Origin of the sequence: Spirosoma liriopis, from assembly GCF_023196085.1 — a bacterium.
Taxonomy (GTDB): domain Bacteria; phylum Bacteroidota; class Bacteroidia; order Cytophagales; family Spirosomataceae; genus Spirosoma; species Spirosoma oryzicola.
In genome coordinates, this window is record NZ_JALPRF010000002.1 from 705,474 (window position 1) to 731,815 (window position 26,342).

22 protein-coding genes are annotated in these 26,342 nt (G+C 50.5%); 10 read left to right on the top strand and 12 right to left on the bottom strand.

Annotated features, from left to right (window positions below; translation table 11 throughout):
- The first annotated feature begins 2 nt into the window (after window positions 1–2).
- Window positions 3–1,340: a hypothetical protein gene (locus M0L20_RS11975; protein WP_248477179.1), complete on the top strand. Its 1,338-nt coding sequence runs from the start codon at window positions 3–5 to the stop codon at window positions 1,338–1,340.
- Window positions 1,341–1,355: 15 nt separating this feature from the next.
- On the top strand, window positions 1,356–2,471 hold the full coding sequence (locus M0L20_RS11980) for an ABC transporter ATP-binding protein (protein WP_248477180.1): 1,116 nt from the start codon (window positions 1,356–1,358) through the stop codon (window positions 2,469–2,471).
- 70 nt (window positions 2,472–2,541) lie between these two features.
- Here the strand turns inward: M0L20_RS11980 and M0L20_RS11985 are convergent, their stop codons facing one another.
- Entirely contained in the window at window positions 2,542–3,873 is a 1,332-nt protein-coding gene (locus M0L20_RS11985) for an MFS transporter (protein ID WP_248477181.1), read from the bottom strand.
- Between the two features lie 366 nt (window positions 3,874–4,239).
- Between M0L20_RS11985 and M0L20_RS11990 the strand changes: the two genes are divergently transcribed.
- Window positions 4,240–4,950, top strand: a complete 711-nt coding sequence (locus M0L20_RS11990; protein WP_232562792.1) for a GNAT family N-acetyltransferase — start codon at window positions 4,240–4,242, stop codon at window positions 4,948–4,950.
- 76 nt (window positions 4,951–5,026) lie between these two features.
- Here M0L20_RS11990 and M0L20_RS11995 read toward each other — a convergent pair whose 3' ends face one another.
- The 4 genes from M0L20_RS11995 to M0L20_RS12010 all read right to left on the bottom strand — a co-directional run bounded on the left by M0L20_RS11995 (window position 5,027) and on the right by M0L20_RS12010 (window position 11,816).
- Window positions 5,027–6,013, bottom strand: a complete 987-nt coding sequence (locus M0L20_RS11995) for an NAD-dependent epimerase/dehydratase family protein (protein WP_248477182.1) — start codon at window positions 6,011–6,013, stop codon at window positions 5,027–5,029.
- 205 nt (window positions 6,014–6,218) lie between these two features.
- Complete coding sequence (locus tag M0L20_RS12000; RefSeq protein ID WP_232561207.1) at window positions 6,219–6,983, bottom strand: DUF4397 domain-containing protein; 765 nt, start codon at window positions 6,981–6,983, stop codon at window positions 6,219–6,221.
- Window positions 6,984–7,045: 62 nt separating this feature from the next.
- Window positions 7,046–8,569 (bottom strand): SusD/RagB family nutrient-binding outer membrane lipoprotein, encoded by a 1,524-nt coding sequence (locus tag M0L20_RS12005; RefSeq protein ID WP_248477183.1) that lies wholly within the window; start codon window positions 8,567–8,569, stop codon window positions 7,046–7,048.
- 79 nt (window positions 8,570–8,648) lie between these two features.
- Window positions 8,649–11,816 carry a SusC/RagA family TonB-linked outer membrane protein gene (locus M0L20_RS12010; RefSeq protein ID WP_248477184.1) on the bottom strand — a complete coding sequence of 1,056 codons (3,168 nt, stop codon included), beginning with the start codon at window positions 11,814–11,816 and terminating at the stop codon, window positions 8,649–8,651.
- A 378-nt stretch (window positions 11,817–12,194) separates the two neighbouring features.
- On the opposite strand from M0L20_RS12010, the gene M0L20_RS12015 reads away from it, so the two are divergent.
- The gene (locus tag M0L20_RS12015) at window positions 12,195–13,337 is read left to right on the top strand and encodes a pyridoxal phosphate-dependent aminotransferase (RefSeq protein WP_248477185.1); all 1,143 of its coding nucleotides are present in this window, start codon (window positions 12,195–12,197) and stop codon (window positions 13,335–13,337) included.
- 82 nt (window positions 13,338–13,419) lie between these two features.
- Here the strand turns inward: M0L20_RS12015 and M0L20_RS12020 are convergent, their stop codons facing one another.
- Together M0L20_RS12020 and M0L20_RS12025 are read right to left on the bottom strand one after the other, a co-directional pair.
- Window positions 13,420–14,328, bottom strand: a complete 909-nt coding sequence (locus M0L20_RS12020; RefSeq protein WP_232561211.1) for a manganese catalase family protein — start codon at window positions 14,326–14,328, stop codon at window positions 13,420–13,422.
- Between the two features lie 148 nt (window positions 14,329–14,476).
- The gene (locus M0L20_RS12025) at window positions 14,477–15,736 is read right to left on the bottom strand and encodes an MFS transporter (protein WP_248477186.1); all 1,260 of its coding nucleotides are present in this window, start codon (window positions 15,734–15,736) and stop codon (window positions 14,477–14,479) included.
- Window positions 15,737–15,833: 97 nt separating this feature from the next.
- On the opposite strand from M0L20_RS12025, the gene aroB reads away from it, so the two are divergent.
- Together aroB and M0L20_RS12035 are read left to right on the top strand one after the other, a co-directional pair.
- Window positions 15,834–16,874, top strand: coding sequence for a 3-dehydroquinate synthase (gene aroB, locus M0L20_RS12030; protein ID WP_248477188.1), 1,041 nt, complete (start codon window positions 15,834–15,836; stop codon window positions 16,872–16,874).
- Between the two features lie 121 nt (window positions 16,875–16,995).
- Window positions 16,996–17,529, top strand: a complete 534-nt coding sequence (locus tag M0L20_RS12035; protein WP_232561214.1) for a DUF4136 domain-containing protein — start codon at window positions 16,996–16,998, stop codon at window positions 17,527–17,529.
- Window positions 17,530–17,677: 148 nt separating this feature from the next.
- On the opposite strand, the gene gldA is transcribed toward M0L20_RS12035, so the two are convergent.
- The gene (gene gldA, locus M0L20_RS12040) at window positions 17,678–18,598 is read right to left on the bottom strand and encodes a gliding motility-associated ABC transporter ATP-binding subunit GldA (RefSeq protein WP_232561215.1); all 921 of its coding nucleotides are present in this window, start codon (window positions 18,596–18,598) and stop codon (window positions 17,678–17,680) included.
- A 199-nt stretch (window positions 18,599–18,797) separates the two neighbouring features.
- Here gldA and M0L20_RS12045 point away from each other — a divergent pair, with 199 nt between their 5' ends.
- Window positions 18,798–20,480 carry an amino acid permease gene (locus M0L20_RS12045; protein WP_248477190.1) on the top strand — a complete coding sequence of 561 codons (1,683 nt, stop codon included), beginning with the start codon at window positions 18,798–18,800 and terminating at the stop codon, window positions 20,478–20,480.
- Here M0L20_RS12045 and M0L20_RS12050 read toward each other — a convergent pair whose 3' ends face one another.
- The 4 genes from M0L20_RS12050 to M0L20_RS12065 all read right to left on the bottom strand — a co-directional run bounded on the left by M0L20_RS12050 (window position 20,481) and on the right by M0L20_RS12065 (window position 24,268).
- Window positions 20,481–21,302 (bottom strand): energy transducer TonB, encoded by an 822-nt coding sequence (locus M0L20_RS12050; RefSeq protein ID WP_248477192.1) that lies wholly within the window; start codon window positions 21,300–21,302, stop codon window positions 20,481–20,483.
- Between the two features lie 62 nt (window positions 21,303–21,364).
- Window positions 21,365–22,150: a hypothetical protein gene (locus M0L20_RS12055; protein ID WP_248477193.1), complete on the bottom strand. Its 786-nt coding sequence runs from the start codon at window positions 22,148–22,150 to the stop codon at window positions 21,365–21,367.
- A 77-nt stretch (window positions 22,151–22,227) separates the two neighbouring features.
- On the bottom strand, window positions 22,228–22,950 hold the full coding sequence (locus M0L20_RS12060; protein ID WP_248477195.1) for a hypothetical protein: 723 nt from the start codon (window positions 22,948–22,950) through the stop codon (window positions 22,228–22,230).
- Between the two features lie 109 nt (window positions 22,951–23,059).
- Window positions 23,060–24,268, bottom strand: a complete 1,209-nt coding sequence (locus M0L20_RS12065) for a saccharopine dehydrogenase family protein (RefSeq protein WP_248477196.1) — start codon at window positions 24,266–24,268, stop codon at window positions 23,060–23,062.
- Between the two features lie 199 nt (window positions 24,269–24,467).
- Here M0L20_RS12065 and M0L20_RS12070 point away from each other — a divergent pair, with 199 nt between their 5' ends.
- From M0L20_RS12070 to M0L20_RS12080, 3 genes are all read left to right on the top strand, one after another.
- On the top strand, window positions 24,468–24,899 hold the full coding sequence (locus M0L20_RS12070) for a WapI family immunity protein (protein ID WP_232561221.1): 432 nt from the start codon (window positions 24,468–24,470) through the stop codon (window positions 24,897–24,899).
- Between the two features lie 145 nt (window positions 24,900–25,044).
- Entirely contained in the window at window positions 25,045–25,488 is a 444-nt protein-coding gene (locus M0L20_RS12075; protein ID WP_248477197.1) for a WapI family immunity protein, read from the top strand.
- 164 nt (window positions 25,489–25,652) lie between these two features.
- Window positions 25,653–26,273: a TetR/AcrR family transcriptional regulator gene (locus M0L20_RS12080; RefSeq protein ID WP_232562793.1), complete on the top strand. Its 621-nt coding sequence runs from the start codon at window positions 25,653–25,655 to the stop codon at window positions 26,271–26,273.
- Window positions 26,274–26,342: the final 69 nt, after the last annotated feature.

Consider the following 26,342-nt stretch of genomic DNA (forward strand, 5'->3'; position numbering starts at 1 on the left):
TCATGCGGTTATTCTTACTCGTTCTGTTATCGTTTGTCTCGGCGGACCTGATTGGGCAGCATCCTGTCGGGCAGCGCTCTGCCGGGCGGCAAGCCGTTGCACGGCGTCCGGTTCCGAAGCGGTACGTGAATGTCAGTCACCTCAATCACCTGTACCAGCCGTTTACCCTGGCTAATGGAACCGAAGTCGGAACGGTATTTATTTACAGTGAAGCCCCGACTTATACGCTGGTGGCCGACTCCGATGAAGGATTTACCTGTGTGGACGACGTAGCGCGGGCGGGTCTGTTTTTGCTCCACGAACCGGATCTGCCGACGGACACCGACAAGCAGAATAAATTGATGAAACTGACCGAAATGGTCCTTCAGATGCAGGCGACGGAACCGGATAGCGTTGCCGGATATTTTTATAACTTTCTCTTCAAACGATCTTTAGAGCCGATTAATAAACGATTTCGCACCAGCGTGGCCAGTCCTAATTTCTGGTCGTGGCGGGCGTTCTGGTTTTTGACGGAAGTCTACTCGTACTTCCATAAAACCAGCCCGACGCTGGCCGACTGTATTGAGCAGGCTAACCGGCGGTTACAGGCGGTTATGCTGCGCGATTTTGGCAGTAAGCCACGCACGTTTGTAACAGTCCGAGGAGTTCAGGTTCCTACGTGGTTACCATTTGGATCTGGTTCGGATCAGGCGGCTATCATGTTGCTTGGCTTGCTGAATCGATACCAGCAGAAACCTGATTCAGCTGTAGTTCACTTGATTGAACAGCTTGGCGACGGTATTGTGGCGATGCGGCAGGGTGGTCCGGGGCAGTTTCCGTACGGAGCTATTCTGAGCTATGAGAACAACTGGCACGCTTACGCCAGCGATCAGTCGTATGCCCTGCAACGCGCCGGAAAAATCCTGAATAAACCGGAGTGGCAGGCCGTAGCCCGGCAGGAGATTAACAACTTTTACCCTTACCTGCTGAAACAAGGATTTCTCGAATCGTTTGAATTGAAACAGGTTGGTAACGAACGTCGGTTGTTCAAGCGGGGGCAGTTCCCGCAGATCGCCTACGGCATACGACCGATGATCTGGGCTGCTTTGGAAGCCTACGAGCAGACTAAAGAAATGAAATACGCCGATCTGGCTGGTCGATTGTCCAGCTGGTTTTTAGGCCGAAACGCTGCTAAAACGTCCCTGTATGATCCGGCGACGGGTAGGGGGTATGACGGTATTATATCGGCGGGGAAACTCAATCGCAACTCGGGAGCCGAATCGACCATTGAAGCACTTTGGGCTTTTCAGAAACTCGAACAATACCCGGCTGCGATGAAGGCGTTGGAAAATTATAAATAGGACGAAATTACAGGTATGGCCGAAGTTATACTGCGTCACATTGCCAAAGCCTACGCCAGCGGGCCAAAGGTGATCAAAGACGTTTCGATAGACGTAAAGGACCGGGAATTTGTCGTGCTCGTTGGCCCATCGGGTTGTGGTAAATCGACACTATTGCGGATGATCGCTGGTCTGGAAGAAATAACCGACGGTGATTTGCTGCTTGACGGACAACGGATTAACGACCGCCCGCCGAAAGATCGCGACATTGCGATGGTGTTTCAGAACTACGCCCTGTATCCGCACATGACCGTTTTTGATAACATGGCGTTTGGGTTAAAGCTGCGCAACCTGGCGAAGGACCAGATTCGGCAGCGCGTCACGCAGGCGGCTAAAATTCTGGAAATCGAAAATTTGCTGGACCGAAAGCCTAAAGACATGTCGGGTGGGCAACGTCAGCGAGTTGCGATTGGCCGCGCCATTGTGCGTAATCCGAAAGTGTTTTTGTTTGATGAGCCACTGAGCAATCTGGACGCCAAACTACGCGGCCAAACTCGCATTGAATTGCAAAAGCTCCACCGCGATCTTCAGGCGACGATGATTTACGTAACGCACGATCAGGTCGAAGCCATGACCCTCGGCGACCGCATTGTGGTGCTTCGGAACGGTGATGTGATGCAATACGATACCCCGCTGACGCTTTACAACCAGCCCGCTAATCTGTTTGTCGCGGGGTTTATCGGTACACCACCGATGAATCTTCTACCTGGTCGAATAGTGAGTAGCAACGATAAACTGTTCTTCGAAAGCGCAGGGGGTAGCGTTCAACTGGATCTCGAAGGGATCGCTCAGGCCAATGCGCTGAAACGATACGAAGGCCGTGACATCGTGTTTGGCATCCGCGCTGAAGCGCTTCATGTTCAGGCGGAGGGGTCGTCTCCTGATTCTCGACTACCCAACATGGGCGTAACAATTGAGGCTGTCGAACATATGGGAAGCGAGATTCTGATCTATTTTACCATCGAAGGGCGTCGACTGGTTGCTAAGTTACCGGGAACCACGTCTGTAAATTTTGGTCAAACGGTACAGTTGAGCTTGGCTATTGACAGCGCACATTTTTTCGATGCACAAACCGAACTGGCGATTCGCTGAATGATCTAGCCTGGGCTTTCTCTTCGCTCTCTGTACTAACGGAGCTACTACGTATGAACTACGATTAGTTTCAGGATGGTTGTTCGCGTGACGTTGAATAATAGCGCAAGGTAGCGAAGGCGCAAAGCAACGCTATACCCGCTAAGCCACCCGCCAGCAAACCAATGGTCGGAGCCTGAACGTACGTTAGCGCGTGACCAGCTACGTACGATCCGGCAATGTCCGACAGATTGACGAAGGCCATATACGTTGTGAACTGAGAGCCTTCAACACCGGGTCGGCAGATGGCCATCAACACGGGCATGGCAGCCACGCTAATGCTGGGGTCCATAAAATACAGCGCGACTAATCCGGTTTGCGCCAGCGTTGGTTTACTCCACAGCGCGTCAATTAGGTTGAAGCCAATCAAATAGACGGTCACCATCGCGAGGACGATAATAAGCAGACGGCGTGGGCCAATGCGGTCGGCAATATAACCCCCGATCAGGGCTGCAGCCGTAGCGACTAGCATACCATACGTACCGGTCAGGAGTGAGACAGACGTATCGGCCCAGCCCAGCCGCTGGATTAAGTGGTAGTTGAACGCGCGCGAAAAAAGACTGACGCTTACGTAAGCCGCAGCCGTCGCTCCGAACAACAGCAGACTTCGTTTCGAGAACAAGCCTTTGAATAATTCAGTAAACAACCACCGAAAATTGTGGTCGGGTGTTACTTGCTGTTCATCAACTGGTTTGAACGACGCTGGAACAGCAATGTTCCCAAAGGGCAGCAGCCGATCCCCTGGTTTCTCCCGGATGAAACAGGTTAGTATCGTCAGGGCCAGGAGGCAGAGGGACTGCGTGAGAGCGGCATCGAAAAAGCCGTAATTGCGCAGTATCTGCGAAAAGACAGCGGCTCCTACGCCCGTCCCGATCAGGAAGCCACCCCGCATAAAGGCGTTGACACGCCCTCGTTCGTCGTCCGGGATAACCGTAATGGCCATCGCGTCAACGCTGGCGTCCTGAATAGCCGCAAAAATACTATGGCCGAAAAAGACCCACCCAAGGGCTTGTATTTGCGTCAGTGGATTATGGATGGAAAGAATTCCCAACGATGCCAGAAAGGCCATGAACTGTGCACCAACCACCCACGGTTTCCGCCGACCCATCGCTGAACCCTGGTACCGGTCGATAACGGGTCCCCAGACAAACTGAAATGCCCAGGGCAAACCGACAACAGCGGCAAATGAGCCAATGGCTGCCGGTTTTATGCCTTCCGCCGTGAGGTAATTGGCCAGGGCCGTCAGCGAAAAACCGGCTGGGATGCCCTGCATCACGTACAGATAAAAAAAGACAAAATAGCGTAGTGGGCGGCTCCTGCTTAGCGTCAACGGATAAGAAGAGGAGGGTAGCATAGAGATCATACAGGAGTGGCATTTCGCCAACGTATAAGGAAGGTTCAAGAGGTAGATGTATATGACTGACCGATTAATAATAATGTTTTCATGGTTGCTGAAACTATATCAAAAAAAAACCGTTATTCTATTGCAAGACACAGAGAAACTCTCTAACATTGCTCCGCGTTTCCAACGCAACACCGATGGCTAAGCTCGTATACATACCGACCTTCTTCCATACTACGCCATTTCGGTTTAGGTCCGAAAGGACTACATCATTTTGTTTGCCTATGTGGTAAACCTTTCCGTTTTTTTCTCGTTTTATTCATCTTAACAAACAGCACGGATTACGCCGTCTCCGTTTGCGGTTAACTAACCGCCGTATTAATGACGATGATTACGCCCGAAGTAGTAAACGATCAATATATTGTTCAGGTCGCCAACGAAAATCACCTGCGGTTGGCAGAGACCATTTGCCGTGAAATGGAAGAAAGCGCGAAAGCCCGTGGAACGGGTATCGCTAAGCGCTCACCCATTTACGTTATGGAGAAAATGCTTGAAGGAAAAGCAATTATCGCCATGACGCTGTCAGGTGAATGGGTTGGATTTTGCTACATTGAAACGTGGGAGCACGGTAAATTTGTTGCCAACTCCGGCCTAATTGTTCATCCTGAACACCGCAAGAGCGGGATTGCCACCCGCATCAAAGCGAAAGCGTTTGAACTGTCCCGAACGATGTTTCCGGCGGCCAAAATCATTGGCATTACTACCAGCTTGGCCGTGATGAAAATCAATTCCGATCTGGGCTATCATCCGGTGACACTGAACGAGTTACCAGGCGATGATGCTTTCTGGAAAGGATGTTCAAGCTGCACGAATTTTGATATTCTGACCCGTACGGGCCGCAAGCATTGCTTGTGCACAGGGATGCTTTACGATCCCGAAGAACATAAGAAAGAAGAGAAAAAAGAGAAATGGAATTTTCTCAAAGAATCAAGTCTATACGAACGTTGGATGCGCATTAAGAAACGTATTTTACTTCGCATAAGTCCATCGGAGCGTTCTCGTGGCCGCAAAACGGAACGCGAGCTAGAAACGGCATAACGAACCGATAACGATTGAAGACAGAAGCCCTCAACGACCTAGTTGGGGGCTTTGCTGTTTTACGGGAAATCAAAAATCAAAGATCGGTATGTTGGCGAAACCAGTCGAACGTCTGCCTGACCGCGTCCCGAATCGGGGTTTGTTGCAAATCAAGTGCTTGAATTGCTTTCGTAACGGTAAAGTAGTGCTTGTCATTAGCCACACGAGCCATGGCCCCATTAAGTCGAGCCGGTCGGCCAAACAAGCGATAAGGCAGTTCGCTTAATTGACCAATTAGCGAGGCCGCTATCGGTGGAATGGATAATGCGGGCGGGCTAACGTTTGTTTCATCGGCAACCAGTGAGAAAAACTCGCGGTAGCTTAGATTCTCGTGGCCGAGAATGTACGACTGCCCCACTGTTCCTTTTGTCAACGCATTGACGGTTGCCTTGGCTACGTCCGTGACGTGAACGTAATTTTTGCCACCGGCGGGAATACCCACCATCTGTCGTCGGAAGAGGGCCAGCAGTAAGGCGTTGGAAGTAACTCGGTAATCCAGCGGACCAAGCATAAATGTCGGATGGACGAGTACCGCAGGTAGTTCATCGTTACGAACAGCGTCGAGGACCAGGTCCGTGGCGGCTCGTTTACTATCCATGTAATCCAGACCGTAGCGCGCACCCGCGTACGGAGAGTTCTCGTCACCAGGCTTATTTCTGGAACCGAAGCCAAAAACGTTGGCCGTGCCTACAAACACCAACCGTTCCACATTGGCCTGTATGGCAGCGGCAAGAACAGCCGCCGTCCCTCCGATATTAACGTCGACTACTTTCCGCGAACGGGCCGGATTGACTTGCGCTAAAGCACCGGCATGGATCACGTAATCGCAGCCATAGGTAGCGGCCCGGACATTGGCGGCTTCCCGAATGTCACCCGTCCAGATGTCTACTGGCAAACCGTCGAGTGCCCGATTGTCGCTATCCCGGCGAACAAAAGCGCGAACGGCATAATTACGGTGGAGCAATTCACGACATAAATGGCCGCCTAAAAAGCCGTTTGCACCTGTTAGTAATACCGTTTTCATACGCTCTGTCCTTGCATGACGTTACAAAGTGCTCAACTCTACTTACGAGATAGTGAATGGATGAGATTGCTTTGACGACTCTGTCATGTATCGGATGAGTAATAATAACACTAATTACAATAGTAAAGCCCATTGAGAGCCGAGATTAAATAAAAAGGTCTTCATGCGTAGCGCATAAAGACCTTTCTTTATCCATCACCTGTTTTTAGCGATTCGTCGAAATAGTTAGATTAGGGGCTCTGGTTCCGGTACCGCCTACTACACCTCGCGCAATGAATGTATAAAAACGACCGGCATACGGCTGGATGGTATAGGCCGTTCCTACAACGGTTGTGGTACCTGTCAGTCTGAGCTGAGCGGGTACAGCGGTGGTCGCGAAGGCAATCGATGGGATCGCTGTGAAGGCTGCACTACCTTTCAAAGGAGCAATGCCCGATGCCACCACGACACCGTTAATCGCTAAATCGTAGGTAGCGCTGGCATCGGCCCCTGATACAAAGTTAATGAGCCGGACGTACGCTTTCGTGGGGTCAGCAGCGGTAAGATTGTCGGTGAGTACTAAGCTGTTGTACGTTGGCGAATTTCCGTAAAAAAACACAGAGGTGTACGTATTATCCTGAACGGTAAGATCTGTCGTCGCCAACGTAGCGTCCGAACTAGCCGTTGTACTGGCGGGAGCTACAGCGCGTACTTTAGCCGTACCCGGTGTTATGGTTGCGTAATCCTGGTTTGGAAAAGAATTCGTGTAACTCAACGGAAGCGACGTGGCCGGGGGCACCGTATTGACACCCGAAAACTTTTGATCGTTTACGTAAATATCGATACCTGCAGCATCGGGGGCTAGGTGATAGAATTTCACCCGGGCGCCCGTTGCGGGAGCTACTGAGTTCAGAAAGTTCGCTTCATCGCCACAGGCGAGCAGGAGCAGGCCAGCGCTAACGAGCAAAAGTGTTGTTAGAATAGATCTCATTGATGGACGGGGTCTTTGGGTGCTTGTGGGCTGGCGGTTCTCAGGAACCGCCAGCATCGTCTTTATTTCAGAGAAAACCACTGTTCGACAGTGTGATAATCAATTGCATTACCGCCGTATTTATCCAGTGAAGCCCGGTTCCAGACATACTCGGAATTGTAGCGGGGCCGCACCCGATACACCAGTTTACCGTTGTTGTCGGGATAAAGCTGCTCGGTTGATGGGGGTGTAAAACCGGTATAAACACTTGACGAGTAGTGATACCGACGCAGGTCTACCCAACTTTCGATGATCCCGTGACCGACCAGGGCCAGGTACTTTTGCAGCATAATATCATTGATCTTCAGAGCGCTGGCCGATTGCGCTACGGCGGCACTCGCCAGATACTTTGCCTTGTCGGCTGCGGATACACCCGCGTAGTCGAGGGCTGCCCCGATGCCGGCCTGGTAGGCGCTTAGTGCTGTTGCTTTGTCGCCCTTGATAAAAGCCGCTTCCGCTTTAATAAACTGAATCTCGGCGTAAGTCAGGATTGGGAATGAAGCGCCGTCTCGGTAGATGTACTTACCGGGTGTTGTGCCCGATACAACCAGGTTAGCCACTTCGCCCCAGACCGTTGGAATGCGCTTCGTATTGTTATTTACGTTGTTTGGGTCACCCTGTGTTACGGTTACACCCCGGTATACACCATCGGGAGAGGCCGATGTTAGAATCGACTGACGAGGATCGACTACACCGTTGAAAACACGACCGTCCAGCAGGCTCACCAGAAAATCAGTTTGCCGATAGGTACCCAGGTTGCTGCGTGAAGGACCAAAGAAATTAGCCAGCGATGAGTTGCCCCCTGCGGTAAATGGTACGTTAAAATTGTCGGCATTGCTGGCCAGCGACTTGTTGCAGAAGTCAATAACCGCATCCGGGTTGTAGGTGCTTTTGTTGCTGAGGTGGTTGGCATTGCGGGCCAGTACACCATACACAAACTTGATCCATTTGCTGCGGTCGCCACCATAGGCCAGATCACCCCGCGCCAGCGATGCCTGTGAGACGGCCCCATCGGTGCGGTTAAGATCCGTCAGTGCGTCGTTGGCTAACTGACGAACGTACGCGTAAACTTCCTCCTGCGTGTCGTAATCGAATACGTAGCGGTTAGGCTCGAAGGCTTGTTTCAAGATTATTTCGCCGTGGTAATCGGTCGTTGTCTGCCAGCTCCAGGCAAAGATCGCTTTGGCCGCTCCGCTGTAGTCCCATTTCTGTTTAGCCTTGGCATCGTCCAGCACCAGACGAATATTTTCGCCCAGGTTCCAGTAATGCGTCCGCCAGATGTTACCGGCATTGTCGGAACCCGGTGCGTAACCCATCCGGTCCCAGGTATCATTGGCCGTAGCTTCGCCCCAGTTCTGAATGTATTTGCCGATAAAGCGCGAATCGAACTGTTCGCCGAAAGCCATGTTGGCAAACATAGGCGGTAGCAGAACGTAGCCCTCAGCAACCTGCGGATTGGACGGGTCGCGGTTTATGTCGAGGTATTTTTCACAGCTACTGAGCGTAAACAAACCCAGTAAGAGTGTGAGTATTGTGATTCGTTTCATTGATACTAGAAGATAGGTATGATAGATCAGCAGGAGACCGCTTCTAACGTGTACGGGCGACCTCATGCGTTGTTTCTAATTAGAATCCAATCCGGAAACCGGCAGACAAACCGCGAGGAACAGACAGTGTACCGTAGTCGATACCGCCCGCGCCAACGCCCCCGGAGGTTGCCGTTGTACCGTTTACGTTCGGGTCAGCGCCTGTGTAGTTGGTCAGCAGGAATAGATCCGTACCGTTCACAAAAACGCTGGCCTGCTTAAATACCTTATTGCCGTTCAAAAGCGAAGAAGGTAGTACGTAGCTGATTGTCACATCGCGCAGCCGCAGCCAGTTGATGTCTTTTTCGACGAACTCCGATTCGGGAATCGAGTTGTAATAATCGGCTGAGCGAAGAGATGGAATAACCTGTATCGTGTTGGCCGTTGGCGCGTCGGTATCTTCTTTGCCGTCGCGTAGCACGCCTTTGAACGTTACGGGTGTATCGCGGTCGAGCGACTTCTTGCTTAAACCATTCCGCCAGAGGTACATCGCTGTACCATTGAACACGTCGCCCCCTTTCCGAATGTCGAGCAGGAACGACAGGCTCAGCGATTTGTACCGGAACGAGTTTGTCAGACCAATCGAGAAATCGGGGTTCCGGTCGCCGATGGGCAGGAAGTTGGTGTTGGTGATGGGCAATCCGTTGAGCGGATTGATCAGGATGTCGCCGTTTTTGTTCCGCGCGTAGCTGTAGCCTCCAATCGCTGTAGCCGAACCGCTGCCCCGTTGATAGTAGTCGAAGTTGTAGCTTCGGTACGCTGGGTTGGTGCTGGGGAAATAATTCGGCAAGTTGTTGACAAACGCACTAGAACGAGCGTTCAGGTACACCCAGGTGTCGGAGTTATAATATTCCGGTACATCAGCGGGCAGGTTTTTTACGTCGGTGTTCAACTTCGTAAAGTTCAGAATCACGTCCCAGCCATAATCGGCTTTCTTAATCGGCGACCCTTTCAATTGCAGCTCAATCCCCCGGTTATTGAACGTACCGCCGTTGAGCAGCCCGAAGATGTAGCCCGTGCCGTAGCTCAGCCGTTGCGTAACGATCTGCTGTGACAGCGTTTTGTTGTAGTAGGCAAAGTCAAGACCGAACCGACCGCCCCAGAACATCAACTCGGTACCGAATTCGTAGCTTTCGCCCCGCTCTGGTTTTAAGTTTGGGTTGCTCCCGTAAAAACCGTAGGCAAAACCACCGCCCGTTGTCGTCTGCGGAACCAGCGTCGAATTAACCTGATACGGTGGTGCATCACGTCCGGTCTGTCCGTAACTGGCTCGTAGCTTACCGTAGTAGAATGTGTTGCCCCGGTTTTTCAGAGCAGGCAGATCCGAGAAATTAAAGGCCAGGGAAGCGGCTGGGTAGAAGAAGCTCCGGTTGGCAGCTGGTAACGTCGACGACCAGTCATTACGTCCTGTCAGGGTCAGAATTAGCAAGTCGTCGTAGTTCAGCGTCAGACTTCCCAGCACGCTCTGCAAGCGCTGCATGGTCTGTGTGTATTTGTTGCGCTGTGTAGTCGGGTCTGTATTGTTAACCGAATTAAAGTCAGGCAGATACAGTTTTTCGCCGTACGCCGTCGTAACCTTGTAGTTACGGTCATCGACGGTAGTACCTAATAGTAGCGATGTACTCAGCTTGCCGAAGTTTTTCTTCAGCGTGGCCAGGAAGTTAGCGTTCAGTAGCTGGCTGTTTTCGAGCGCATTTTCAACTGACCCTCGGGTCGAATAACCGCCGAGCGTTACGTCGGTTCCCTGCCACGATTCAGGACTCAGAAACAAATTGCTTTGAGTCGAATAAATATCCGCTCCGAAACGCCCTGTCAGGCTTAACCACGCCGTCGGATTGTAATTGAGCTGAAAGTTGCTGATGGTCCGGTTTGTAATGTCGCCGTTCCTATTCTTGTTGACCGAGAAGAAGGGGTTGTCCGCTTCGCCCTGGTTGATACTTCCTAGCAAAATCCGTCGTGTTCCATCGGGGTTCAGGTAATTGGTGATGTCGTCGTTGGCTGGCCAGCTCAACAGACCCAGCAAAAAGCCGTTATTTCCGCGAATGGCCTTGTCAACCTGCGTATTTACGTAGTTGAACGAACTCATCACGTCTAGCTTAGGCCCAATTTTAGCCGTTCCAGTCAGCCGTACTGACAGACGTTTGTAGCCGGTAGTAGGTACTACGCCTGATTGATTGGTGTAGTTGGTCGATAAGCGGTACGTTGCGTTGTCACTTCCCCCTTCGATACCCAGATTGTGAACCTGCGTAAACCCCTTTTTGAAGAAGCTCCGCACGTTGTCATAAATGGGCGCATCAGCTGCGTATCTTGGACCGAAGTACGTCGTTGCGTTTGCGTTGCTATAGCTTTGTGTACCTCGTCCGTATACAGTTTGCGCTTCGGGAAAACGATATACTTCTGTGCTCTGAAAGCGGTTGTCATACGTTACGCGACCGGGACCTTTCGTTCCTTTTTTCGTTGTGATAACAATAGCTCCCGACGAGGCATCGATACCGTAAAGAGCGGCTGCTTCGGGGCCTTTGAGGACCGTAATGCTTTCAATGTCGTTAGGGTTAATGTCAGCCGCCCGGTTCAGGTAATCGTTGTCGCGGTTGGGCCGGTTCGACACCAGCGCGCCTTGATTAAACGTGCGGTTATCAATGGGTAGACCGTCTACTACGAATAAAGGTTGGTTGTTGCCGCCAATCGAGCTGGCACCCCGCAGTTGAATCGAGGCCGATGCGCCGGGGGTTCCCGAGGTGGTGGTCATGGTCAGACCCGCCACGCGTCCCTGCATCCCGACCAGAAAATTATCGCGCTGGGCATTGGAAATATCGGCGCCCTTCACCTCACCAACCGAGTAGCCCAAATTGCGTTTTTCCTGGCGGATACCCAATGCCGTTACTACAACTTCGTTTAGTTCTGACGACGATTCTGCCAAACTAACGTCTACCTGATTCTTGGAACCAACGTCAACGGTTTGGCTTATCATACCAATCAAGCTGACAACCAGCGTTGCGTTTGGACCGACCGAGATTTTGTAATTCCCGTTCCCGTCCGTTGTCGTTCCCCGGCTTGAGCCTTTAACCTGGATGTTTGCTCCGGGTAATACTGTACCATCGGTGGCTGACGTGACCTTCCCCGTGATCATCCGATCTTGGGCATAGGCACCTGTCATCACTGATAACCCAATCAACAGCAGCAAGAAACTGCGTATAAATGATTGCATAAGCAGAAAAGGTTAAGAAAATAGTAAAGAAAATTACCTCAAAATTGACCTAAAAAAGACAAAGACGCAACTAACTGGTAAGAATTGGCTTACAGAAATCTTTTTTTGACTTATATAGTGAAAAAATAGACTTTCATCTTTATCGGTAATTTTACTTAATATGTATTTAATAGAATTTTATTGCGCATAAGAATATTAAGTCAGAATAATATTTGATTTTTTAAGTAGTTATCTATCTTTGTTGCGTTGGTGTTTATGCCTTTAGGCAAGCTTTGCGAACAGATTTATAACTGACTGATTGCAGACTATACCGCCAATTAATCAACGTATTCATACATAGTTTCAACATCCCTTTTGTCTTACTATCAACGCTTACTTATGTCAATCAACCGTCGAGACTGGCTCCGCGCCAGTGTATTATCGGGACTAAGTCTGGCTGCTGCTCCGGCTGCCTTCTGCGAACCAGAATTAGAAGTACCTGCGGGCTACGCTCCCCCCAAAAGTGGTGCGTTGAAGGCGCGGCTTTCGGCAAACGAGAATCCGTATGGTCCTTCGCCCAAGGCGCTTAAAACCATCACGGAAGCGGCTCCCGATGGATACCTGTACGCGATGGAGTACGCCCGGCAATTTCGCAAGATGGTAGCTGATACAGAAGGGGTTCCGGAGGAGTATGTGTTACTGGGTGCTGGCTCGGGTGAGTTGCTGACGGCGGCTGCGCTCTGGGCAGCTTACCGACCAAATGCTGGTCGCACGATTGTTGCCCCCGATCCGACGTTCGATGCGCTACCTCGTTCGGCGGTAAAGCACGGCATCACGATGGATCGAGTGCCGCTCGTGGCTGCCGATGGGTACGACATCAACCTGAACAAGCTAAACGAACGGGTGGGGAGCCAGACCGGGATGGTTTACCTCTGCAATCCTAACAACCCAACGGCCATCACCGTAGACCCTGCCAAACTACGAGCCTTCTGCGAAGCTGTAGGAGCCAAAACGCCGATTCTGGTTGACGAAGCCTACATCGACTATACTCCCGACCCAAAAGCCTACACGATGGTGGATATGGTCAAGAAAGGGAGCAACGTCATTATTACCAAGACCTTCTCGAAAGTACACGGTTTTGCTGGTCTGCGGACGGGGTACATGATTGCCAAGCCTGAGCTACTGGAGCAAATCAGCAAGTTTGCGACGGGGGGAGGCTGCCTGAGCATGACTACCTTGCGGGCAGCCATGGTTAGCTTACAGGACAAAGATTTTATCAAATTCTCGCTGGGAAAAACGCAGGAGTCGAAAGATTATCTCTACGGTGTGTTGAAACAACACAACTATGAGCCGTTGCCGTCGGGCGCGAACTTCGTTATGTTCCCGATTCGGATGAAGGGCGAGGATTTTGTTGGTCGCATGATGGACCAGGGCGTAAGTATCCGTCAATGGAAATTTGACGGGCAATATTGGTGCCGGGTCAGTCTCGGGACGATGGACCAGATGAAAGCATTTGCGGATGGTTTGAAAACCATCTCGTAGCTAGTAAATACAACGAAAGGCTGGAATCGAGAAGGAGGCACAACCCTCTTCCTTGATTCCAGCCTTTTCTATAGTCTGACACTTAGTATTTATAATCGATTCCCATTTTTTTCGCCATATCCGCAAACATCTGCGGATCAAAGTCGTCGGCGCCGGGAGCGTTAAGTTGCGGTTCTTCGTCCAGATCGGGTGGTGTATGGCCGGGAATAGCTCCTTCGATAACGACACACTCCTGCCCATCTTCCGGGTGCGGACCGTTCCAGATCAGACCCGCCTGCTTATAATCGTTCTGGCTGAAGGTGTACAGTTGCAGGTGCAACTTTTGCTCCATGAATTTCTTCGCTTCTGGAAACTTGTCATTACTCAAGTCCGGAATGGGCAGCAATTTAGTCACCTCCACACCAGTCAATTTCTCTAAAGCTTTGGCGTAAGCGACTACGTGCAATCCTCCCCGAACCAGCAGATAACCGACCATCGTTCGGGCCGTTGGGGTATCGACCATTTCGTAAACCCGCATTTTGTTGGCCCGCGCTCCGCACTCCAGAAAGAAATTGTGCAGTAAGTCCAGCTTGAGATTACCGCTGTTGAACACGTTTTCACCAGACCAGAATCGTCCCATCGAATCCATCGGAAGGGCTGACTGACCACTGGCAATGAAATGGCTTGTGTTACGCGCATCCACACCGTTCGCCAGTGGGGTCGTCGTCGGGTCCATACCTCGTTTGCTGGTACCCGTCAGTAGCAGGTTGGTTGTGTAAGCTACGACTTCAATATGCCCGTATTCTTCCCCGGCAATACTACAGATCAGATCGTAGAAAGGCCGCAGCTTCTTCCGACCCCGAAAATTGAACGACTGAAACGTGTAGTTCATTAGGGTCGACATCTCGCCAAACTTGCCACCCAGTAATTCTTGAACAGCCGCTGCGTTATTGGCAGAGGGATTAGTGGGAACTGGTAGCTCGATAGGGAGCTGATCCATTTTTAGAATCATAGCCTTGTGGTTTTAGGGAGCGATTTGCTTTCCTAAATACCAACCCAATCTATAGAGATTAGTTAGATTAAACGGCTAATGAGAGCGTGTTATAAGTAAACGGCCCCGAACCGAATAATAATCAGCGTTTTACAAACAATATGGGGTGTTACGCGTTTGGCTCGCTTTTTACAAGGGTTACTGGTTTAGTAGGGTCAATCCGGAGCCAGAGCAGGGCGCTCACCAGCAGACAACCCGAAATCATGAAGAGTGGGTAGTTGAAATTCTTTGTTTGCTCGACGATGATGCCAAACAGGATGGTGATGAAAAAGCCACCCAGTTGCCCGGCAAAGTTCATGGCACCGGCCACAATACCTGCGTTACGCTGCCCGATATCGACGCATACGGCAAACGCAACGGGTAACGCCAGATCTTTAAGCAATACACACAGAGCGAGCAAGTAGGCGGCTGTTTGGTTATTGGTGGCGAGTCCAGCCAGCAGAAAGAATAAACTCGACAATCCCAGGCCACCGATACCGACGGCCCGACGCCCGAATTTCAATCCGTAATGTTTGCTCAGTAAATCGCTCAGCGCGCCACCCAGCAGGCAGCCTACAGCACCCAGGAAATAGGAGAGCGAGATAAACGTCTTTGTGTCGGATTCGGTCAGGCCACGACCTTCCTGAAAATAAACCGACGACCAGTTTGTAAAAAAGTACGACCCGTAGAAGAACAGGTGACACATCAGCATCAACGCCCACAGGTCGGGGTTTCGCAGAATCGCTTTCCAGGGAATCTGGTGATCCGAGTATTTGATCTTACGTCCCTTCTCAATTTCCCGAACTTCTTCGTCGCTGATTCCAGGCTGGGCCGCTGGTTCATCGCGGAAGGAAATAAACCAGCCAATCGCCCACAAAACGCCGACAACACCCAGCATAACAAAAGCCCAGCGCCAACCCGCCCAGTGCACCAAGGGGATGACAATCAACGGCGTCAACGCCCCGCCCAATCGTCCGGCAGCCCAGATAACCGACTGCGCCCGGCCTATCTCAACAGTCGGAAACCAGCGGGCAATGACGATGGATGCGTTGGGATAGGCACCGGCTTCACCCGCACCGAAAAGAAATCGAATTACCAGAAGATACAGAAAGTTGAAGGCCGTACCGGTAAGTGCCGTAAAAGCCGACCACCACACCACCACTCGTGTCAGAACCCGGCGCGGACCAATCCTGTCTCCGAGAGAACCCGTTGGCATTTCAAACAAAGCGTAGGCCAATGAGAACGCGCCTAGAATGTAGCCAAATTGTTGGTTATCAAGATTTAAATCGGCTTTTACATATTTGCTTACCACGTTCATACAAACCCGGTCGAGGTAAGTAATGGTAGATAGCAAGAACAGGCCGCTCAGTACACGGTGACGGAACTTCATGAATAGATCGATGTAGGTTAAGTTTATTAGGAGTTACAAAGCTATAATTTCGGTTGAGATTAAAAATACTTACCGTTGGCTACCGTATTTTTACAGCATGTCAACTGTAACGATTGCCCCACTCGCTGAAAGCCTTCCTGCTTTCTTAGACGCTAACGATTTCTCGGCCATTGCTGTCATCGCCGACAACCATACCTTCCGTTTCTGCTATCCCGACCTAAAAGCGGTGCTACCCAAGCACACACTCGTTCGGATCAAGGCCGGGGAAGAACAAAAACACATTGCTACCTGCGAATTGATCTGGGATGCACTGACGCGCGCTAACTTTGACCGTCATGCGTTGGTCATCAATCTCGGTGGCGGTGTTATTGGGGATATGGGCGGCTTCTGTGCGGCTACCTACAAGCGCGGCATTGCCTTCGCGCAGGTTCCTACAACGCTGCTCTCGCAAGTTGACGCCAGTGTGGGCGGTAAACTTGGTATTGATTTTCGCGGTTTTAAAAACCACATCGGAGTTTTTCAGCAACCCAATACGGTACTGATCGATACGGCGTTTCTGGCTACGCTGCCTGAACGCGAGCTTCGTTCGGGCTTTGCCGAGGTTATTAAACACTGTCTTATTGCCGATGCGGCCATGTGGGACGAAATTCGTCGGCGCGATCTCGACGAACAGGACTGGTCGGCTCTGGTCGCTCACTCGGTTGCGGTAAAGCAGCGGGTAGTGGAGCAGGACCCGACGGAGAAGGGACTACGTAAAATTCTGAACTTCGGCCATACGCTGGGTCATGCCGTCGAAACCTACTTTTTGACCCAGCCCCGGAAGCGGCTATTACACGGTGAAGCCATTGCAGTGGGTATGGTCGCCGAAGCGTACATCGCTTTTCACAAAAAGATGATCGACGAAAATTTGCTGACTCAAATCGAAGAATACGTGTTTGCCGTATATGGAAATATCCGACTAACCGATGCAGACATTGAACCGATTCTGGCGCTTACGTTGCAGGACAAAAAAAACCGGGGAAATCAGGTTCGCATGGCCCTGCTGGATGGCCCCGGCAGTTGTGCATTCGATGTGTCGGTTACCGCTGCCGAAATGCGCCGTGGGGTCGAGTTTTACCGGGGGGTAAATAAGCATTAAAATTTGGCAATATCCAGTTGCTTACCAAACATTTACGATTATATTTGGGTTCGACCAGAAGATTGATTCCGCTACTAATTATTCCTAGTATTTCATTGAAAAAACTTTTACGAGCTGGTGTATGAAAAAGTGCGTTGGTGTTTTGTTTGTACTAGCTATTGTGGCTATGGCGGGCTGTTCGCCCAGTAGGTTGTTTGTGGAGCATGATTATAGCTACGAGGGCCATTTCAAGAACTACGAATCGTTTAATTTTTTAGAGTGTGAATTTGTCGATTCAACGTTGCTTTGCTCCGATATCCAGGATGCAATCCGTCACCAGATGGAAGCACGTGGCTACCGGGTCAGCAACCGCAATCCGAACCTGCTGATCTCGTATAACATCTTCCGTTCCGACCTGCGGTTCCGGGGCTATCAACAGCCGGTTATCAAAGACTGGGTGGTTCGGGAAGATGATGATGCAACGTACAAGCGTATTGATTACAACCTGGATGAAGGAACATTGATGATTTCGTTGATCGACGCAGAGTCGTATCAGGTTATCTGGAAAGGCTACGCGTCGAAGATGATGCGTAATCCGAACTTCAAGAATAATTATTTCAAAGGGATCGTTCGATCTATCTTCGACCAGTATCCTTTGATGGCAACGGTGAAATAAGCAGCGCGAACAGAGTGTTCGCATATCGATAACAAACGAACGGCGAGACAGTGTGTCTCGCCGTTCTGCATTTCATACGCTTACTCGTTCTTCTATAGGACAGAGTTTATCTATTGCGGACAGGATGTCGGTATACCACGTCACCGCGTTACTTGGTGAGTTCCTTAAAGATTCCTTCCAATGAGTTTTCCTGTTGACGCAAGCCGACAAGTGTTAGGTTCTGGTCGGCAGCCAGTCGAAAAATCGATGCTCGTAGATCGGTGTTTGCAACGGCCGTAATCCGGTACTGGCCCTGGCCTAGCGGCTCTACCCGTTGCACTCCCGTGACAGTCGTCAGTACATCAGAACTGGCTAATTCATCTTCAAACTCGGCAACGACAACGATTACACCTTCTCCCGCTGATGCGCTTCTCAGCTGATTCAGCGAGCCATCCGCGACAATCTGACCCCGGTTGATAATGACGACACGGTCACAAACGGCTTCGACTTCCTGCATGATGTGCGTGGAGAAAAGTACGGTTTTGTCGCGACCGGCTTCGCGGATCACCTGACGAATCTCCGCTAGTTGATTTGGGTCCAGACCCGTTGTTGGTTCATCGAGAATCAGTACGGGTGGGTTGTGAAGCAGTGCCTGGGCTAAGCCAACCCGCTGCCGGTACCCTTTTGACAGTTGTCCAATCTTTTTATGCTGCTCGCGTCCTAAACCAACCAGGTCGATCATATCGGAAATGCGCCGGGTCAGGTTTGCGCCATGTAGACCGTGGAGGGAACCCGCAAAGCGCAGGTACTCCTTGACGTATAAATCGAGATAAAGTGGGTTGTGCTCGGGTAAATAACCAACACTCCGACGGACGTCCATCGGGTTCGTTCGCACGTCAAAGCCATTCACTTCGACCGTGCCATCGGTTGGGGGCAGGTAGCCAGTGGCAATTTTCATGGTGGTCGATTTTCCCGCACCATTGGGTCCCAGGAAGCCGACAATTTCGCCCGGCTGTACGGTCAGCGAAATCTGGTTGACAGCCCGCTGGCTATTGTATTCTTTCGTAAGGTTCTGAACTCGAATGGACATGGTATCGCTGAATTATTGGACAACTGACCAAGGCGGATGCTACAGACAGGACTGTTGCCGATAGTATGTGTATTGTCCAACATCCTGTATCTAACGTCCAAAGTCCTGTATTGAATGTGAAAGCAACGTACAAAAAACCGGAAAGAATTTCTATTTTTAGCGTTTAACGGGAATAGACACCGTTTTTTATAACCTGTACATGTCCATTTTTCGCAAAAAGACCGTCCGGCAAATTTTGAGCGATGCCGAAGAGGGCGAGTCGAGCAAGCTGGTAAAGACACTGGGTGTTCGTGATTTGACGTCGTTTGGTATTGCCGCTATCATTGGTGCTGGTATTTTCAGTACAATCGGGTTGGCCAGCTACAACGGCGGACCCGCGGTGTCCCTGCTTTTTGTTTTTACGGCAATTGCCTGCGTGTTTACGGCGCTTAGTTACGCACAGTTTGCCAGCACAGTGCCCGTGAGCGGTAGTGCCTACACCTACGCGTATGTCGCGTTCGGTGAGATTTTTGCCTGGGTAATCGGTTGGGCGCTGATTCTGGAATATGCCGTCAGCAACATGGTCGTGGCGATTTCGTGGTCCGAATATTTCACGTCCATGCTCAGCGGTTTCGGTATTACGTTTCCTAAATATTTGGCGACCGATTACGGCTCGGCAACTGCCGCGTTCGAACTGGTTCAGCAGGCAAAACAAAGCGGTACGGCCCTGAGCGAGATCCCCGAAAATACACGGCTGCTGGCCGATGCGTACCTAAATGCCCCCGCACTCGGTAGTTTGAAACTGATTGCTAATCTTCCCGCCGGAGCCGTTACCGTCCTAATTACGGCGCTAGTTTACATCGGTATTAAAGAATCGCGGACGGCCAGCAATATTCTGGTTGTGCTGAAGCTGGCGGTTATCGGACTGGTAATCGGCGTCGGGGCTTTTTACGTGAAACCCGCCAACTGGTCGCCCTTTGCTCCGAATGGCATGTCGGGTGTACTGAGTGGGGTCGCATCGGTATTTTTCGCCTTTATTGGCTTCGATTCCATTTCAACGACCGCCGAAGAGTGTAAAAATCCACAACGCGACATGCCCCGCGCTATGTTGTACTGTTTGACCATCTGTACGGTTCTGTACGTGTTAATTACGCTGGTCTTGACCGGTATGGTCAATTACAAAGAGCTGGGGGTAAGCGATCCTCTCGCGTACGTGTTCCAGAAAGTCAACCTCGATTTTGTGGCCGGTATCATATCCGTAAGCGCCGTCGTTGCCATCACCAGCGCGTTGCTTGTGTATCAGCTCGGCCAGCCGCGCATCTGGATGACCATGAGCCGTGATGGTTTGCTCTGGAAACGATTTGCCACCATCCACCCCAAGTTTAAAACCCCATCCTTTGCGACCATCATTACGGGCGTTATCGTTGCTATTCCGTCCATGTTCATGGATCTTAAGTTTTTTGTCGATCTGACGAGCGTAGGGACGTTTTTCGCGTTTATTCTGGTCTGCGCAGGTATCCTGTTTCTGGATGCGAAAGGATTATCGGCACAGTCCAAGTTCAAGGTTCCATACGTAAACGGGAAATACATCATTGGTTTGGTTTTGCTAGCCGCCTTCACTTATTCGCTGACGGGGTCCAACTTGCTGGAAACCCTCGAAAGCAAACCACTCCTGTTTGTGTTCTGGGGCGTGTGGGTGGTGCTAGCCGTGCAGGGATTCCGGCATAATTTTTCGCTGCTTCCCGTGATCGGCATTTTAACGAACCTGTACCTGATGACCGAACTTGGCGCGAGTAACTGGCAGATCTTCGGAATCTGGCTTGCTATTGGCTTGGTCATCTACTTCTCGTACGGATTTCGAAGAAGCAAGCTGGCGAAGCAGGAAGATCGCGTCGGTGTGTAATCATTCCAGCGTAAAAGCGATGGGCAAGTTGTACTTAACCCGGACCGGGCGGCCCGACTGTTTCCCCGGTTTCCAGTGGGGCATCTTCTGAACAACCCGAATGGCTTCTTCATCGCAGCCGAAGCCAATTCCTTTCAGAAGCTGTACGTCCGTGAGGCTACCGTCGGAATTGACCACGAAGCTCACGAAAACACGACCCGAAACACCTGCCGAAGCCGCCGAGCGAGGATACTGTAAATTTTTTGATAAAAAGCTACGCATCGCTTCGAGGCCGCCGGGGTATTCGGGTTGCTGCTCGACGCCAATAAAAATTTCCTCTGTCTTTGGGGCGACTTCGAGTGCGTGTTCAACGATAGTAGGAGCGCTGGCTTCGGGAGCGGTAATCACCTCCACGTCACCGGTTCCCTCGGCGGTTTGGGTGCCAGACGTTGCGTTCTGAAGCTCGTCTGTTGTTGGGGGCAAGGTTTCCTCCACGACCTCTGCCTCGGGCATGACCACCAGCGGCAAATTACGAACCGTATTCACGGCGGGAGCCTGCTCCACGGGTGGCAATTGAATAGGCGGTTCGACGGGCGGCTCCGCTAGTTTTGTCAGCGTAACTTCCGTTTCTACGTGCTGATCAGCCAGTAGGTTTTTTGGCCAGAACCGGTTGTATAAAACGGGAGCTGACAAACCGATTACAAACAAGCCAATACCGACCCCCAGCGCGCGGGTAAGCGTTGATCGGTACGTCTGGCGTAAGTTGAAAGCGCCGTATGCCTGGTTGCGAGTCTGAAAAATGATCTCGTCGAATGTAAGTGCAGTCGCATTGGATTGATGCATGACCTTGTGCGGTTTGGTGTATACCGCATAGATGGCCAGCCATACTGAATTCCATAACAGCTCTACAGACTGTCGTACTGCTTCATCACGAGCACCGCATCCGCTTCGGTATTGACAGAAAGGTTTTCGCCCTTCACATAAGCTTTTAACGCGTTCTTATGGTCGTCCAGCGCATCGAGCAAGGCTTTCTGCGATAATTTTATTTTACTCAGCGTTTGGTCTGGTTTTAGGATGTAATATGAATAAACATCCTTGAACGAGTCGTAGCGTACTCCGGTCGAATAAGGGTCTTTATAATCGGCTTGCTTAAATCGCTTCAGAACCCGTTTCAGAAGTGCGCTTTTACCTTGGTATAAAACCAGGAAATACCCTTCTTTTAATGTTTCATCATCGGTTTTAACGGCTGGCAAGCGTTTGAACAGGTACGACTGGCCGTCAATATCGTTTAATCGGAACGACTTCACCTGATCCGCGTTGACAATGATTGAATCGTTACCGACCCACGTCCGCAGCAGGATCAAATGCTGGCGAAAGGCGTCAAACTTAATCGGTACTTCCGTGTAGTTCTGCCCAGCTGTCATTTCAATTTGCCCTTTGTGCCACGCTGGCAGAAAATACGGCGTTCCGCGTAATCCTTCGTATCGGTGATCGATGGTAATAACCGTTGTTGGCCCTGTTCCAGCACCAACAATCTGATCACTATTGGAGAAGGTTTCGTAGCCGTTGCGCCGGGTATTTGGGTTCAATACTACTACACCCCGATTTTTTGTTTTTGTTGTATCGCGGATCTGGGCGTCTGCATTTGTGTACAGAAGCGCAAGCAACATAGGGAACAGCAACAATTTCATGGGGATAGGAATAATTACTGTTCAATATAACTAATCCGTAAGTAAATAGCAATTAATAAAGCCGAGTTAGCCTATTTTTATAAACTATCGTACTGCTTAACAAGCGTTATCGCGTCTTCTTCCGATTTGAAGCTAAGCTTTTGCTGATCGATAAACGCTTTGAGGCCGCTTTCTTTGTCGCTCATCGCGTCGAGAAAGGCTTTTTTTGAGAGTTTAATCTTGGTTAGTGTCTGATCCGGTTTGAGCAGATAGTAGGAGAACGCGTCGCCGTACGAATCATACCGTATGTCTGCCGAGTAGCCGCCTTTGTAATCAGCGGGCTTGAATGTTTTTGCAATTCGCTTAAGGAGGGCTGTTTTTCCTTCGTACAAGATTAGAAAATAGCCGTCTTTTACGTCATCGTCAGTGACTTTAGCTGATGGGTATCGGCTAAACAAATACGGTTGTCCGTTGGGAGTGGTCAACAAAAACCGGTTTACGGTCTGGCGGTCGATAATGATCGAATCATTACCCGATTTAGGTCGGAGGAGGAGCAGCGCCTGCCGGTAAGCATCAAACTTAAGCGGTACATCTTTGTACTGGCGACCATCGCGCAGGCTAACCTGGCCGTTGGACCAACCGGGCAAAAAGTAAGGCGACCCGTGCTGACCCTCGTAGCGGGCATCGACCTTGAAGATCAGCGGTCCGGTAGACGGGTTGTTCAGGTTGTTAAGACGCAGGTCAACAGTAGGGTCAGTGACTGCCTGCGCCCGAGCGACTTCGCTTAGTGCGACCAGAAAGCAGATGAATAGATAGTTCATACGTTACAGCGCAGTAGCGTTCGAAATGATAATAAACAGAAAGCCGTGCCAGGCTTCTGATGTCACTCAAAATAACCATAGCACGGCTTTCAATGCAAGCGATCAGGCACTAATACTCGTGCGGCAGCGGTACATCGACGCGCTCATTGACCGGTAAACCTTGCTTGTTCATTTGCTCGATAAACGGATCTGGGTCCAGTTCTTCGCAGTTCCAGACGCCGGGTTTCAGCCAAACGCCCGTAACGATCAACATAGCGCCGATCATGGCCGGGACGCCCGTTGTATAACTAACGGCTTGGCCCCGCACTTCGCGGTAGGTTTCAGCATGATCGCAGTTGTTCCAGATGTAGTACGTGCGGTCAGCACCGTCTTTTACACCTTTAATCTGGCAGCCGATGCTGGTCTGACCCGTATAGTTTTCACCAAGCGTGTCGGGAGCTGGTAGAACCGCTTTTAGGAATTCAAGCGGTACGATATCCATTCCGTTGAATTTCACCGAGTCGATGCGGGTCATTCCCACATTTTGCAGCACTTCGAGGTGGGTCAGGTAAGCCTGTCCGAAGGTCATCCAGAACCGCGCCCGTTTCAGCGTCGGGAAATTTTTGACCAGCGATTCCAATTCTTCGTGATACAGAACATACGACTCACGCGGACCGATTTCGGGGTAATCGATTGGCTTGTGAATGCTCATGGCTGGAATCTCGACCCATTCACCATTTTCCCAGTAACGACCCGGTTGTGTAATCTCGCGAATGTTGATTTCGGGGTTGAAATTCGTCGCAAACGCTTTTCCGTGATTACCGGCGTTGCAGTCAACAATGTCCAGGTAATCCATCCGGTCGAAGTGATGCTTGTTGGCATAAGCCGTGAACACCTGCGTAGCGCCGGGGTCGAAGCCACAGCCTAGCAGGGCCATTAAGCCGGCTTGTTCAAACCGCTCTTTGTAAGCCCACTGCCAGCTATACTCAAATTTAGCGACATCTTTGGGTTCGTAGTTTGCCGTGTCCATGTAATGAACACCCGCTTCCAGACAGGCGTCCATGATCGGTAAGTCCTGATAGGGTAGGGCTACGTTGATAACCAAAAACGGGTTAAACGACCGAATGAGCGACACCACTTCCGCAACGACATCGGCGTCTACCTGAGCCGTCTGCACCGTTACGCCGTGCATCTCCTGGATTTCGGCTGCAATTCGGTCGCATTTGGACTTGGTGCGACTAGCCAGCATTATATTCGTGAAGACTTCGTTGTTCATTGCGCACTTATGCGCAACGACACTACCAACTCCGCCCGCTCCAATAATGAGCACATTTGCCATATTGTTATGATCAGATTTTTGGCCGCAAAGATAAAGAAAGTCGGGCAGAGAGTCGGTTAATAGATTGTGATCTCACACAAACCGGACTAGCGGACGACTTCACTTTACTTCTAATTACTCGCTGACGAATTTGTCGGCAAACAAACTGCCGGTTTATTTGTTTATTAACTTACTAAGCTGTTGTAAGCTGCTCTTTATTATGAAATTTATCTCTTCTGCCGGCTCTTTCGAATTTTCCATAGTGGGTTATGGTGCCAAGACCACAAACTGGCGCGAACGTAACAATTTGCAGTGCCAGGTATCAACGATCTGGCGGCAGCACCACGATTCGCAGGCGACCCCGTTGCAAACGTGGGAGGTTCAGCGTCTGCTGAGCGGCTTGCGTTCGCTCTCGCACAAAGCAGCCAATCATATTACCCTGACGTTCTCTCAGTCTGGGCTAAGCCTTGACGCGACGGCGTTGCCCGGTGATAAATATCGGTTGCAGATTCAACTGGACCATGCTTTGACGCCAGCCTGGCATCCTTACCCCGATTTTCCGCTGGAAATGGATATGGTGCTCAACCGAAAACAACTGGATGAAGCGATCCGGGATCTGTCGGGACAGCTGGCTACGTATCCGGAGCGGTAGACCAAACTGCCCAGAGAGAAACCTTTTTGTAAGTACGCGAGCTTGTTAAGTTGTGCTTTCTATACGTTCGGATCTACTTTTGACGTATATACATGGCGTTAGATACGCTCATGTTTTCATGTCTTGCTAAATAGACCCTGAGCTTATGCTTTTGGCTGGCCAACGCAGCTTTTTTGAGCTAAATCTTTTAAACTACAGCAATCCTTCTACCAGCGTTTCGGTTGCTGACCGGAATTTGTTGCAGGTAGCCGTTCGGTCTGGTTGGCAGCATCACCGATCAGTATCTACCGCTGCTATTATCTACACCTACGAAATTGACTTGCTGATCAAGTGGTTACGGCATCTGCACAAAACAGGACGGCCTGAGCCACGGCTGCTCTTTTCCCAGCCTTCTCTGAGCATCGAGTGCCTTTCGGCAGGTACTAATGAGTATTTACTTCAGGTCAAGCTGGCCCACGATGTGGCTCCGGTATGGCATCACGACCCTTATTCCCCTTTTTGGCTCCCCGTAGTAATCCCCAAACTCAAAGTTGCTGAGGCTGTCAGGCAATTAGAGCAACAATTTTCGGAATTTCCTGTACGTTGGTAAGATTATTGCTTGGTAACATCATTAGTTATTTTCATATTTGTCGCCAGATGGAGAATTCAGTAGATTTCTTTGTTGGTCTCTTCGCGAAATCCAACGACATCTTTATCCCTCTTTAACACAAAAACTTTAACGAAATGAAAATTGTCAAGCGTAGGAACCGTCAGATGACTATGGAGCGCATCTTGCGGGCGATGGGTGATGTAATGGCCGAACGGGGAACCGAGAAGGCTGGTATTAACGCTGTAGCCGAAAAAGCAGGTGTTAATAAAGTGCTCATCTACCGGTATTTTGGCGGTTGGAATGGATTGTTAGAAGCTTATGTCCAACGCGGCTTCTTCCTGTCAATGTTCAACGAGAAGTTTATGGAGTCTGTACCCGAAAAACTTCCCGCTGAAACGCGTAGTAAAATATGGTCGGAGTATACGATCCAGTTTATGCGGGAGTTTCGCACTCGCAAACCATCGCAGGAGCTTATCCGTTGGGAGATGAGCAATGGCGAAACTGAACTGGCCCGTCGACTGGCTGAATTTCGTGATAATTCGTACAAAAAACTGGTTGATCGCCTGGCACCGTACTCCGACTATGACCCTATCGCTATAACAAGCCTGATGGTTGCCGCCGTAACGAACATTGTGCTGACCAGCACCCAGCGCGACCACATTGTTGATATCGACTTAACGTCCGACGCGGGCTGGGAACGTTTGGAAACCGCAGTCCGTCGTATTTATTCGAGCTTGAGTATTGCACTCGAGCTGGAAGAAACCAAAAAGGTGGAAGCGAAATAGCTTTACTGTTTGTCGTTTATACGGTATGAACGCTTGGTTAACAAACACAGGACATACCGTATAAACGAC